Raw genomic sequence first — 12,928 nt, forward strand, 5'->3', positions numbered from 1 at the left:
TCCCTACGCCCCCCTCACCCCCAGTTTCTGCCGTCCTTTCGGCCGCCCCCCCCCCCCCCCCCCCCCCCCCCCGCTACTCAGTTGGGCAGGCCGGGGGCGGGTTAGTGGGCGGCGTGACCCGGCCCGGCACCTTCGGTCTTGCGCATCATCGCGGAAAGTACGACGGCGGCAAAGGCTATGACGGTTGCCGTCAGGAACGCGGCGCTCATCCCCGCCACGAGGCCGGACGCTGCCGAAACCACCGCGAAGATCGACACCAGCAGGGCTGTGCCGGCTGCGCCCGCCACCTGCTGCGTGGTGCTCATGATCGCGGACCCGTGCGAGTAGAGGTGCGGCGGCAGCGGGTTCAGGCCGGTGGTGAACGCCGGCGTGAACAGCAGTGCCAGGCCAAAACTCAGCCCCACGTGCAAGGTGACGATCCACGCAACGGACGTGCCGGCGTCGAGCATGGAAAACTGCCACAGGGACAAAACCATCAGGATGGAACCCGTGACGGTCAGCGGCAGCGGCCCCACTTTGTCGAACAGCCGGCCGATGACCGGGCCGAGCAGGCCCATGGCAAGGCCACCGGGCAGCAGGGCCAGTCCTGTCTCAAGGGAGCCGAGGCCGCGGATTTCCTGCAGGTAGAGCGGCAGCAGGATCACGCCGCCGAACAGCGCCATCATGGCCACCACCATCAGCAGGACCGACACAGTGAACATGCGGAAGTTGAAGGCGCGCAGGTCGAGCAGCGGGGCTTCGGCCTTCTGCAGCCGCACCTGGCGAAGCACGAACACGGCGAGGCTGGCGACGCCGATCACCAGCGCGGCGATGGCGGGCGCTCCCGGACCGGCCTGGCCGCCGTGGCCGCCGCCGATCTGGCTGAGCCCGTAGACCAGCCCGCCGAACGCGGGGACGGTCAGGAGGACCGAGAGGAAGTCGAGCCTGGTCTTCTCCGTCTCCCCCACGTTGGTCAGGTACTTCGCGCCGATGGCGAGCGCCACGAGGGCCACCGGGAGGACGAACACGAACATAAAACGCCAGGTGAAATGCTCAAGGATCAGCCCGGACACCGTGGGGCCCATGGCCGGAGCCACGGAAATGGCGATGCTGACGTTGCCCATTACGGCCCCGCGCCTGGCCAGCGGGACCAGGGTGAGGATGGTGGTCATCAGCAGCGGCAGCATGATGGCCGTGCCGCCCGCCTGGACGATGCGCGCCAGCAGCAGGACCTCAAATCCGGGAGCTGCCGCGGCGAGCGCGGTACCGCCGGCAAAGAGCCCCATGGCGAGCAGGAAGACGGCGCGCGTGGAAAGGCTCTGCAGGATGAACCCCGTGGTGGGGATGACAACGGCCATGGTGAGCATGAAGCCGGTGGAGAGCCACTGGACTGTGGGCGCATCCACCCGGAGGTCCACCATGAGCCGCTGCAGAGCTACGTTCATGATGGTCTCGTTGAGGATCACCACGAAGGTGGCCACCAGCAGCGTGCTGATGATGGTCACCGATTCACGGGACATCTTCTCCGGCGCGGCAGGCCTGGTTCCATCGGTCTGGACTGACTGCCCTTTGGCGTTTGGAGAAACTTCGGTAGACATGGGTGTTCCCTCCGGGAGTGTATGGATGATGCGCGAACATGGCCGCTGCAGGTGCCAACACTCTACCGGGTGGAGTAATTCCTCCGCACCGGAACTTTTTCTGAAGCCTGAGGGAACTGCCGGGGTTGGATCCGGAACTAGGCGGTCTGGCCCGCGTGCCGGCCTTCCGCGATTTCCTCAACCAGTTTGGCGTTGAAGGCGGGCAGGTCGTCCGGCTTGCGGCTGGTCACCAGGCCCTGGTCCACGACCACTTCCTCGTCCGTCCAGTTGGCGCCCGCGTTCTTCAGGTCGGTCTGGAGCGTGTGGTACGAGGTAACGTTCCGTCCGCGGAGCACGCCGGCTTCAATGAGGAGCCAGGGCCCGTGGCAGATGGAGGCCACCGGCTTGTGCTGTTCAAAGAAGCTGCGGGTGAAGCTCTGGGCATCCTTGTCCACGCGGAGGTGGTCGGCGTTGACGACGCCGCCGGGAAGCACCAGGGCGTCAAAGTCACCGGCGTTGGCCTCGGCAACGGTCAGGTCGACGTCGAACGTGTCGCCCTTCTCCGTGCCCTTGAAACCCTGCAGCTTGCCGCTCTTCGGGGCCACCAGGGTGGGCTGGCCGCCGGCGTCCTTGACTGCCTGCCACGGGCTGGTGAGTTCAACCTGCTCGACGCCGTCCGTCAACAGGAATGCGACCTTCTTGCCTGCGATGCTCTGTTCTGACATTGTTCCTCCTCGACTGAGGCCGGGCCGGCGCCTTGTGGGCACCGGACCACGCCCCGGAAGCTATTGCCTGACAGTTTCCAGCCTAGGAACACCGAAAGTGATAAGCAAGCTGAGCATTTTCTCTGCCCCGGCGCAGTGCCCTTAAGCGGACGGGTCACAGCTCCACATGGCAAAACCCGGCCCTGCGCCGGGCAGGGTGACCATTCCATCTGCCGCAGCGTGAAGGTCCGGGGTTCCTGCCAGGCCGCGCAGGCTGGTTCCGACGACCTGGGCGGGAACCCTGATGGCGGCATGGTCGGCCCGGGAGGCGTGGATCAGCACCGTTTCGTTGGCTGATTCACGAAGGAAGGCAAAAGCATCATCTCCGATTGCCAGCCACCGCAGTCCGCCCTGTCGAAGGGCTTCCGACTGTTTCCGCGTTTGGAAAAGAGCACGGGTGGTGGCCAGCCTGCCATGATCCCATTCATCCGGTTTGTCCCAGGGAAAGGGGCGGCGGCCATCTTCACCGTTCACGCCCTCCTGTCCGATCTCATCTCCCGCCCACAGCATGGGGATCCCTGGCATCGTGGCCAACAGTCCAAAGGCCACCGTGACCAGCCGCGGGTCCCCGAGCAGGGTGCTCACCCGGAACGTGTCGTGGGACCCAACAAGGTTGAGGGCGTGCGCGGCCGCGCGCCAGGGTACGGCCGCGGCGAAGTCCCGCATTGAGCCGACCACGTCTTTCCCGGAGAGCCGGGGGATGGACACGAACGGCCCTGGCTCCAGCGGTACGGCGGTTGGCGGCTTCAGCCATTGCCATACCGGGCGCGTGAAACCGGCGTAATTCATCACGCCATGCCAGCCATCCACCTGCAGGTCCTGTGATGCGTCGTGACTGTGTTCGGCCAGCAGCAGGGCCTCCGGATCGGCTTCAGCCATGGTCCGGCGCAGCGTGGTGGACACCATGTGGTTGAGGTCGGTCGTGCCGTGCCGCCCCGTCATGTTGGCGACGTCGATGCGCCAGCCGTCGAATCCGTGCGGTCCCAGCCAGCGGGCCACGACGGAATCCTCGCCCTCGTACAGGCGCCGACGCAATTCCGGATCGCTGTGGTTGAACTTCGGCAGCGATTTATGCCCGAACCAGCACACGTACTCATCAGGGTGGTTGGTGAAGAGGAAGAATCCCGCTTCGACGCTTTGCGGATCTTCAACCGCTGTCCTGAACCATTCGTGGGCGTCCCCGCAGTGGTTGGTCGTCAGGTCACCAAGCAGGCGCATGCCGCGGTCATGCAGGGCCCCGGAGAGGCGGCGCAGAGCTGCATCCCCGCCAAGCAACGGATCCACCTGGTCGAAACTGGATGCGTCGTACCGGTGGTTTGAACGGGCGGGAAATATCGGTGTCAGATACACGGTGTCGGCCCCCAAGGAGGCAATGTGTTCCAGGCGGGTGGTGATTCCGTCGAGGTCTCCGCCGAAGTATTGGTACGGAGTTTCGGGTCCCCGCCCGATCACTTTGTTTCCCCAGTCCTCGGGGATGGCCCAGTCCGGTGCCGGCCGGTCCACTGATTTTGCAAACCGGTCCGGGAAAATCTGGTAGAGGACGGCACTGTTTGCCCAGGCGGGCGGCGGGGAGTAGGCGGTGATGCGGAAGTCGCAGGCGTCCGTTACGTCGCGGGTGTGCAGGCCAGTCCCGTTGAACCACTGGTACCCGCTCGGGGATCCGTCGAGCAGCCAGCGGTAGTTCACCACCGGGTTCTCCAGCGGGAAATCAGCCTTCAGCCAGAACTCGTCCGCGTTTTGACGATCGATGCTCGTCTCAAGCAGCGCCTGTTCGCCGTCTATGCATACGCGCAGCAGTGCCTTCGTTACGCCGCTGGCGCGGGGAACCCGAAGGAACACCGTGACTGCGTCCCCCAGTTCAGGAGTGGGGTTGGAAACGTACATTGCGGAACCGTCATGGTGTGGATGGTCCCACAGCTGCGTGGCGCTCATCCCTTGACCGCCCCGGCGGTGAGTCCTCCGGTGATGAACTTTTGCAGGAACTGGAAGAGCAGGACCACGGGCAGGCTGGTGAGGAGGGCTCCTGCGGCGAACACGCCGAGGTTCCCGGACCGGTCAGCGTCGATGGTGGCGTACAGTCCGACAGCCAGGGTCTTAACGTCGTTATCGGTGAGGAAGATTGATGCCAGCACAAATTCGCCCAGCACGCCGATGAAGGACAGCAGGCCGGTGACTGCCAGGATCGGGGTTATCAGGGGGAAGATGACGCGGAAGAACACGGTGGCGTGGCCCGCTCCGTCCATCATTGCTGCCTCGTCCAGCTCCTTCGGCACCGAGTCGAAGAATCCCTTGATGAGCCACACCTGCGAGAGCGCGCCACCCATGAGCAGGAGTCCGTAGCCCAGGAGCGTGTTGAGGCCCAGCTGGGGAATGACGTCACCGATGGAAGTGAACATGAGGTACAGCGCCACTACGGCGAGGAACTGGGGGAACATCTGGATGAGGAGAAGGCTGAGCAAGCCAATTCGCCGGCCGCTGAAGCGGAAGCGCGAAAAGGCGTATGCTGCCAGGGCGCTGCACAGAATCTGGCCAAGCGTGACGACAGTACTGATGATCAGCGTGTTGGCAAACCAGCGGAGGTAAGGACGGTTGGGGTCCGTGAAGAGGGCTTCGAAATGCACGAAGCTCACTTCACGGGGAATCAGGCTGGTGGACGCCACCGTGCCCAGCGGGTTCAGCGCGGCCGAGACAATGAACAGCACGGGGAACAGGGCTACGGACACCGCCGCGATTGCCACAAGGTGACGCCATCCAACTTCTGTGAACCATCGGTTTCCCGGGTGGCTGCGGCGGGACTCCGGAGTCCTTTGCGGTTCCTGCTGGGGTACCGGAGCGAGACGTGTCTGGGCAGACGACATCAGTTCACCTCTTCCAGGGTGCGCGTGAAACGGAACTGAATTGCGGCGATGATGCCGGTGATGACGAACAGCAGCACTGACACGCTTGCGGCAAAGCCAAGCTGTGCGCCCTGCCCTCCGAAGGCCAGGCGGTAGGTGTAGCTGATCAGGATGTCAGTTGCTCCCGCCGTCGGGTTGGCGGGATCGAAGGGCCCGCCTTCGGTCAACAGGTAGATGGCGTTGAAGTTGTTGAAATTGAAGGCGAAGGTCGACACCAGCAAGGGGGCGACAGTGACCAGGAGCAGTGGGAACGTGATTTTCCGGAAGCCCAGGAATCCGCTGGCGCCGTCAATACGTGATGCTTCCTTCAGGTCTGCGGGGATCGCCTGGAGGGCTCCGGTGCACACCAGGAACATGTAGGGGAATCCCATCCAGAAATTGGTCAGGAGGATGGCTGCCTTGGCCAGGAAGGGGTCGCCGAGCCAGTTCAGGTCCAGGCCCAAGGCGTTGTTGATCAGGCCGAAGTCTTTGTTCCAGAAGCTGGACCAGACCAGCAGGGCGATAAACCCCGGGATGGCGTAGGGGAGGATGAGGATGGCCCGGTAGAAGCGCTGGCCTTTGATCCGCGGATCGTTGAGCGCGGCAGCGAGGCCGAGCCCAAGCAGGAAAGTTCCCGCGACCGAGACCGTTGCGAAGATGAAGGTCCATGCGAAAATCTGCAGGAAATCGGAGCTGATTCTTGTGTCTGTGAAGATGCGCTGATAGTTGGCGAACCCCACATCTGCCAGCCAGGACTGGTCGGACAGCCGCTTTCCCTCTCCGTCGACGAAGTACTCCTTGTCGCCCTGCAGGACGGGTGCGTAGTCCACGCCGGTCACCGTGTTTGAGATGACATCGCGGGCTTCGTCGTATGTGAGCGGCGAGGCGCCCTCGAAGGCCTGGCGGATGCCCAGCTGCCGGATGGCGCCACGGTCAGTGGGCACCGCAAGATTTTTCAGCGCGTCGCTGGCGCTGTTGACCTCTTGGGGCGTCAGGAGCTGGTAGCCCTCGGCCGCAGTGACGAACCCGCCGCTGACGGTGACGTCGGCCGGTTCAAGCTCCCGCAGCCCGTCTCCGGGGGTGCCAAGGAACACTGATCCGCTTTTGGGCTCCACAAGCAGAAAAGCGTACGGTCCGGTCGCGGGATTTCCTTCAGTCGCCACGGAGAGGTTGTAGCGCGGCGAATCAGGGCTTTGAACGACTGAAGCGCCGATGATTTGCGAGACGGTTTCTTCCTTTGACGTCCTGGTTCCGTCACCGAAGTTGGTTGTGGACATCTGGAACGTCATCACGATGGGGTACACCAGGAAGACCACTAGGAGGAGCGCGCCGGGCACAAGGTACTTGGCAGGCACACCGCGGCCGGTGATATATGTCAGCAGCAGGATGCCGGCGATGCCCCAGACCGCCGCGAGGAAACCCCACTTTCCTGTAGCGATAAGGGCCGGGGTAAGTGCTGCGGCTGAGCCGGCAACGGTACCCAGTGCAAGGATTTTGGCAAAGAGGGACACCGGTTTGGTCGTGATGTCACGACGGGTGCCGGGATCGTTTGCTGCAGCCGACGAGGGACGCTGCAGGCGCGTGAGTGTTTTGATCATGGGGGTTCTCCTGGAGGTCAATCTGGGCAGCAGGGCCCAGGGGGCCGAAGACTTGTGCAACGGCCACCTGGGCCTGTTTGCTACTTGCCGATTGCAGCAGCGATGGTTTCCCGCACGGAGCGCATCGTGCTTTCCGGGTCAGCGCCGCCCACGAGGGCCGCAAAAGCCTGGCCGAGGGGGGCGAAGACGGCAGCCATTTCAGGAATGGCCGGCATGGGCTGGGCGGACTCCGCTGCGGAGGCAAACGTCTCAATGGCGGGGTTTTGGCCTGCGATTTTTTCCCGGACCGTGGTCATGGTCGGCGGCAGCTTTGCGCCTTCGAACATCTGCGTCATGCCCGCTTCGGTGTTCATCGCGTTCTCCACGAACTCGTGGGCGAAGGCTTCGTTCTTTCCTTTCGAAGCGACGTAGAAGCCCTGAACGCCGGCGAAGGGCTGGGCAGCGGCCTGTCCCTCGAAACCGGGAATGGGTGTCACCTCGAAGGGGATTCCCGCTTTTTCAACCTGGTTCAGGGCCCAAGGACCGGCAACAAGGTACGGCGCCTTGCCGTCAGCGAACAAAGAGATCGAATTGTCAACGCTGATGGAGCGCTTCAGGATGCCGCTGCCCGCTTCCCCAAGGGCGTGAATCTTCTTGGCAGCAGCGACAGAGCCTTCACCACCCACACCCAGGTCAGACGGATCAGGGTCACCCTGTGGTGTCGAACCGAAGAGGTAACCGCCCATTGACGTGTACAACGGCTGCATGTGGTAGGCGTCGCCGCTGTTCCCTTGCGGCAAGCTGAAAGGAACTTCCGCCTTCTTGGCGGCCACAGCCTCCTGTCCCTTGGCGAAGGCATCCTCCAAGGTCAGGGGCGTCTCAGGGACGAGGTCTGTGTTGCGGAACAGGCCGAGGGTTTCGATTCCATACGGCAGTGCGTACACCGACTCGTTATAGGTCACAGCCTTCACTGCCGTCTCGGCGTAGCCCTTGAGCTGGTCCGGGGCAATCTGCAGCGGATCAATGGAGCCGTTCTGGACGAGATTGCCGATCATGTCGTGCGCTCCGGTGAAAACATCGGGGCCATTGCCTGCAGCATTTGCCGTCACAAGGGCGGTCTGGAACTCGCCCGAGATGACCTGGACGGCCACGCTGATGCCGTTGTCAGCCGCAAAATCCTCGGCGAATGCGCGGATCGAATCGGCCTTCAGGTTGTCCGTCCAGATCACCAGGTCGGCATCCGCCCGCTCGGGGGCGGCGGTGGACCCCGCCGCGGCCGGTGCTGATGAGGCTGCCTGCTTTGGTTCGGCACCGTTTCCGCACCCCGTAAGCAGCAGCACCGCGGTAGCGGTAACCGCGAGAGCACCCTGAATCCTACTCATTTTTCTCCTTTGAAAGCGTGCCGTTTTTCCGCGGAAGGGAGCCGGCTGGTGATTTGCGTCACCCAACTGTAAGCGCTTCCATTTTTTATTGTCCAGCCCTTCACGAAAATGGCGTCACATGCACCATTGCCTACATGGTAGGCGGCTAAAGACGCGCCCTGTCACGGGAAGCATCGGTATTACCTTCTTGGAAGCCTTTCCATTCTTGGGGCAATTGCGGCTACTATGGCCCGATGACGAACACACTTCTCCCCGTAGAGCCTGACCTCTCCGCCGCCCGCCTGGTACCCGTCCACCCGGCAGACGAAGGCTCTGAGTGGTGGCGGTCCTCGGTGATTTACCAGATCTACCCGCGCTCGTTCCGGGACCTGAACGGCGATGGACAAGGTGATCTTCCGGGCATCACAGCCGAGCTTCACCAGTTGGCTGAGCTCGACATCGACGCCGTCTGGCTGTCGCCCTTCTATGTCTCGCCGCAGCGGGACGGCGGCTACGACGTCGCCGATTACTGCGACGTCGACCCCGTGTTCGGCACCCTTGGCGACTTCGACGCCCTGGTTGCCCGGGCGGATTCCCTGGGCATCCGGGTCATCATCGACCTGGTGCCAAACCATTGCTCCTCGGACCACGCGCTGTTCCAGGCCGCATTGGCGGCAGGTCCGGGAAGCCCCGAACGGGACATGTTCGTCTTCCGGGACGGCCGCGGTGACACCGGGGAACTGCCGCCCAACAACTGGCAGTCCCACTTCGGCGGACCGGCCTGGACCCGCATTACGGAGCCGTCCGGCGAGCCGGGCCAGTGGTACGTGCACCTCTTCGATTCCTCCCAGCCCGACTTCAACTGGGACAACCCCGCCGTGCATGCCGAATTTGAGCGCATCCTGCGTTTCTGGCTCAGCCGCGGCGTTGCCGGCTTCCGGGTGGACGTGGCCCACGCCCTGGTCAAGGCGGACGGACTGCCGGACTGGCATGGACGGCCAGACGGCGTCAGCACCGATGACTTCCCGGGCCACCTGGCGCCGATGTTCGGCCAGCCGGAAATCCACGACATCTACCGGCGGTGGCGCGAGGTCCTTGCCGAGTTCGACGGCGAGCGCATCCTCTGTGCCGAAGCAAGCATCGACCCCCTGTCCCGGCTGACCAACTGGGTCCTGCCGGACCAGATGCACCAGGCCTTCAACTTCGCGTACCTTGGCACGCCGTGGGATCCCGCCAGGCTGCGTGCGGTCATTGAAAGCTCACTGCGGATGTTCGACTCCGTGGGCGCGCCCACCACGTGGGTGCTTTCGAACCACGACGTCGTCCGGCACGCCACGCGCTTCGGCATCGTCGAGCCCCCTGCCCGGCCCGGTGACGGCCTGGGCGCGGAAGACGTCCAGCCGGACGCTGAGCTTGGCCTGCGCCGTGCGGTTGCCGCGTCGATGCTTATGCTCGCGCTGCCCGGCGGCGTCTACCTGTACCAGGGTGAGGAGCTGGGCCTGCCGGACCACACCACCATGGACCACACGTTCCGCCAGGACCCCTCGTTCCGGCGGACCGCCGGAGAACGCATCGGCCGCGACGGCTGCCGGGTACCCCTGCCGTGGCAGGCGGCCGCACCGGCATTCGGCTTCAACAGCACAGGTGAGTCCTGGCTGCCGCAGCCTGAGGGCTGGGCAGCATTGTCCCGGGACGCGCAGCGGCAGGACGGGTCCTCCGCCCTGTCCCTGTACACCCGTGCACTGGGGCTTCGCCGTGGCCTGAAGCTCGGCGCCGGCTCCCTGGCCTGGGTTGACGGTTTCACGTCGCCAGACTGCATCATGTTTGCCAACAACGGCGTGCTGGTGATGATGAATATGGGCGCAGAGCCGGTTGACCTGCCTCGCTTGGACATCCTGCTTAGCACGGATGGGGACGCTGCTGACCAGCGTAAGCTGGGTCCTGCGCAGTGCATTTGGCTGCGCATGGCGCCAAGCGGAACAGCAGAGGGTCAGTGGCAGGAATTAGGGACGTAGCGCGTCTGGCGGGGGTTTCACAGGCGACGGCGTCGCGTGCGTTGAGCGGCAAGGGCAGTGTTTCAAGCCGGGCCAGGCAGGCCGTGACCGAGGCAGCCAGCGAGCTTGGCTTCGTCATGTCCTACCACGCCTCAAGCCTGGCGAGCGGCCGCAGCCACAACATTGGCGTGGTGCTGCCCTTCGTCAACCGGTGGTACTTCGCCACGCTGCTGGAGGGCGCCAATTCCGCCCTGATGGATGCCGGTTACGATCTCACCCTTTACGACTTCCAGGGCGACCGGTACCGGGAATCGGTGCTGGGGGATTTCCTGCTGCGCAAACGGCTCGACGGCGTCCTGGCAGTCTCGCTGCAGCTCAACGCCCACGAGACCGAACAGATCCTCGCTGCCGGAATCCCGGTGGTGGGCGTGGGCGGCCCGCTTCCGGGGATTCCCACCCTTCGGATCGACGATGTCGAGGTGGGCCGCCGCGCAACAAACCACCTGATCAGCCTTGGACACTCCCGGGTGGCCCACCTCGGCGGCGAGCAGGAGTATGGAAGGAATTTCGAGATCTCCAGCGGCCGCCGCGCCGGATACGAGGAAGCCATGGCCGCGGCAGGACTGCCGGTCCACGAGGCGTGGTCCCTGATCTCCGACTACTCGGCGAACGGCGCGTACAAGGAGACAAAGCACCTGCTGGCGGACGCCGAGGAACGGCCGACCGCGATCTTCTGCGCCTCCGATGAAATGGCCTTCGGCGCAATGCTGGCGGCCCGCGACCTCGGGCTGCGGATCCCCGACGAGCTGTCCGTCATTGGCGTGGACGGCCACGAGATGGGCGAAATCCTCGGCCTGACCACCATCGACCAGTTTCCCCGTGACCAGGGAATGCGGGCGGTGGAGCGCCTGCTGGCGCTGGTGCAGGATGATGCGGAGACTGCCGGGCCGGCCGATGAGCTGATGGAGACCCGGTTAGTGGTGCGGTCCAGCACTTCCGCTCCCCGGACGCCGGAGCTCAGCTTCTAGCCCCTGTGGTGCTGGATCAGCCAGCCGGCCATCTGCTGCGCGCGCTTGGCGGCCTGCATGTCCCCTTCGGTGGCTGAGATGATCGAGCCCTTCATGAGGATGTGCCAGGACCGGGCAAACTCCTCCGGCCGCTGCAGCCCCGCTTCTTCGGCCAAGGCCTGCACGTGCCCGCGGATCTTTGCCAGGTAGTCGATGCTTGCCTGCCCCAGTGGATGGGCCGGGCCCATCTCGAGCAGGATGTTGATGAAGGAGCAGGCTTCAAAGTCCTCCCGGAGGAACCAGTCGCCAAACACGTCGAAGATGGCCAGCAGCTGATCGGCGGGCGTGCTTCCCCGGCGGCGGGCCTCCGAGACGATGGCGCCCACTGTCCATTGCCTGTCCCGCTGCTCCAGGAAGGCCAGGACCAGCGAATCCTTGGAAGGGAAGTGCCGGTAGAAGGTCGCCTTGGCTACCCCGGACCGTTCAATAAGCTCATTGACGCCAACATCCCGCACGCCCCGCTGGGAAAAAAGCTCATAGGCCGCCGCCATGATCCGGTCCACGGAATTTGCATTGCCCTCAGTTGACGCCACCGGTGCCGGCACGGGGGTCGGAGGGACTTCTGCCTCTGGACTCATAGGATCTTCAGTCTACTGCGGAGGGAGACAGACCGGTCTTTCCCGTTGTAGTGTTTTTCCAACATGCTTTTTGACGCCGTGGAGGCCCTGACCGGCCCCCTCGGATTGGTGCAAGGAGGCCCCAATGTCAGCAGAGCGGATGTTCCCAGCCGTGCCCTCGGATCCGGACTCCTGGATGGCCGTTGACACGCCGGATGAGATCCGGCAGTTTGCCATCGAGTCCCTCCGGTGGCAGGCCCAGGAAGTCATCGACGAAGTGCTCTGCGGCAAGTCACCCGGCGAAGAGCTGGCACGGGCCCGGCTCCGCCGCTGCGTCGCACGGCATCCAGGCGAGCCGGAGCAGGCACTGCTGGAGCAGCTCATGTACCGCGGGCACCTGCCACTCTGACTGCCAGGCACCGTTCCGGGCGCAGGCACGATTCGGATTAGCAGGCCCGGCTAAAGCGTGAGGCTGCGGTCCACGATCCGGCTGGCGGTCTCGTGGAGTCCTTCATTATGTGCACGGGCGTGGTTCCGGAGCAGCGAGAAGGCCTCGTTCATGTCCACACCGGCCGTGTGGGCGATGACTCCCTTGGCCTGCTCAATCAAGATTCGGCTGTTGAGCGCACGCTGCAGCTGCTCGTTCACCAGGACGGCTTCCCTGATGGTGCGTTCGTGCATGAGGCTGATGGTGGCGACGTCGGCCAGCGCCTGGCCAATGGCGGAATCCTCCGCAGTCAGGGAACCGGGCGCAGAACCGAAGAGGCCCATGGCACCGATAGTCCGGCCGTGTATCCGCATGGGAACGGCGTGTACGGAACGAAACCCCTGGGACAGCGCCGCCGCCTTGAATTGGGGCCACCGGTCAAGGACCTGAATGTCCTCAACGGTCACCGGGTTACCGGTTGCGTAGCACTCTACGCACGGTCCTTCCCCGGCCCGCAACTGGAGCACTTCCACCAACTGGCTCTCCTCGCTGGTTGAAGCCAAAACCTGGAGTTCCCCGCTGGGGTCGGCCAGGACCAGGCCCGCCGCCGCGATGTCGAGGAGCCCCACGGATTCCTCGACCAGGGTGTGGAGCAGGTCAAGGACGTCATAGTCCGCAACCAGTGTGTCCGCGATCTTCACGAACGCCCCACTGACGCGCTCAGCGCGGGTTGTCGTTGCCATGTCGCT

General features: G+C 64.3%; 11 protein-coding genes. 3 read left to right on the forward strand and 8 right to left on the reverse strand.

Features of this window, described 5'->3' with window-relative positions; genetic code table 11:
- Window positions 1-101 precede the first annotated feature (101 nt).
- The 6 genes from ACQ3DC_RS13900 to ACQ3DC_RS13925 all read right to left on the reverse strand — a co-directional run bounded on the left by ACQ3DC_RS13900 (window position 102) and on the right by ACQ3DC_RS13925 (window position 8,155).
- On the reverse strand, window positions 102-1,577 hold the full coding sequence (locus tag ACQ3DC_RS13900; protein ID WP_157239722.1) for a DHA2 family efflux MFS transporter permease subunit: 1,476 nt from the start codon (window positions 1,575-1,577) through the stop codon (window positions 102-104).
- A 137-nt stretch (window positions 1,578-1,714) separates the two neighbouring features.
- Window positions 1,715-2,281, reverse strand: a complete 567-nt coding sequence (locus tag ACQ3DC_RS13905; protein WP_157239724.1) for a type 1 glutamine amidotransferase domain-containing protein — start codon at window positions 2,279-2,281, stop codon at window positions 1,715-1,717.
- 141 nt (window positions 2,282-2,422) lie between these two features.
- Window positions 2,423-4,252 (reverse strand): glycoside hydrolase family 13 protein, encoded by a 1,830-nt coding sequence (locus ACQ3DC_RS13910; protein ID WP_323057840.1) that lies wholly within the window; start codon window positions 4,250-4,252, stop codon window positions 2,423-2,425.
- Window positions 4,249-5,058, reverse strand: coding sequence for a sugar ABC transporter permease (locus ACQ3DC_RS13915; RefSeq protein ID WP_430752503.1), 810 nt, complete (start codon window positions 5,056-5,058; stop codon window positions 4,249-4,251). Before ACQ3DC_RS13915 ends, ACQ3DC_RS13910 begins: the two co-directional genes overlap by 4 nt.
- A 119-nt stretch (window positions 5,059-5,177) precedes the next feature.
- Entirely contained in the window at window positions 5,178-6,794 is a 1,617-nt protein-coding gene (locus ACQ3DC_RS13920) for an ABC transporter permease subunit (RefSeq protein WP_430752504.1), read from the reverse strand.
- Window positions 6,795-6,874: 80 nt separating this feature from the next.
- Window positions 6,875-8,155: a sugar ABC transporter substrate-binding protein gene (locus tag ACQ3DC_RS13925; protein ID WP_430752505.1), complete on the reverse strand. Its 1,281-nt coding sequence runs from the start codon at window positions 8,153-8,155 to the stop codon at window positions 6,875-6,877.
- 233 nt (window positions 8,156-8,388) lie between these two features.
- Between ACQ3DC_RS13925 and ACQ3DC_RS13930 the strand changes: the two genes are divergently transcribed.
- Together ACQ3DC_RS13930 and ACQ3DC_RS13935 are read left to right on the forward strand one after the other, a co-directional pair.
- Window positions 8,389-10,149, forward strand: a complete 1,761-nt coding sequence (locus ACQ3DC_RS13930) for a glycoside hydrolase family 13 protein (protein ID WP_430752506.1) — start codon at window positions 8,389-8,391, stop codon at window positions 10,147-10,149.
- A complete protein-coding gene (locus ACQ3DC_RS13935; RefSeq protein WP_321215065.1) occupies window positions 10,128-11,156 on the forward strand; it encodes a LacI family DNA-binding transcriptional regulator in 1,029 nt (342 codons plus the stop codon). Before ACQ3DC_RS13930 ends, ACQ3DC_RS13935 begins: the two co-directional genes overlap by 22 nt.
- Here ACQ3DC_RS13935 and ACQ3DC_RS13940 read toward each other — a convergent pair.
- The gene (locus ACQ3DC_RS13940) at window positions 11,153-11,686 is read right to left on the reverse strand and encodes a TetR/AcrR family transcriptional regulator (RefSeq protein WP_430752536.1); all 534 of its coding nucleotides are present in this window, start codon (window positions 11,684-11,686) and stop codon (window positions 11,153-11,155) included. The two genes, ACQ3DC_RS13935 and ACQ3DC_RS13940, sit on opposite strands and share 4 nt — an antisense overlap.
- A 211-nt stretch (window positions 11,687-11,897) precedes the next feature.
- Between ACQ3DC_RS13940 and ACQ3DC_RS13945 the strand changes: the two genes are divergently transcribed.
- Window positions 11,898-12,161, forward strand: a complete 264-nt coding sequence (locus ACQ3DC_RS13945) for a hypothetical protein (RefSeq protein WP_157239737.1) — start codon at window positions 11,898-11,900, stop codon at window positions 12,159-12,161.
- 50 nt (window positions 12,162-12,211) lie between these two features.
- On the opposite strand, the gene ACQ3DC_RS13950 is transcribed toward ACQ3DC_RS13945, so the two are convergent.
- A complete protein-coding gene (locus tag ACQ3DC_RS13950) occupies window positions 12,212-12,922 on the reverse strand; it encodes a GAF and ANTAR domain-containing protein (RefSeq protein WP_157239739.1) in 711 nt (236 codons plus the stop codon).
- Window positions 12,923-12,928: the final 6 nt, after the last annotated feature.

It is taken from the genome of Paenarthrobacter sp. NEAU-H11, assembly GCF_050573415.1.
GTDB lineage: Bacteria > Actinomycetota > Actinomycetes > Actinomycetales > Micrococcaceae > Arthrobacter.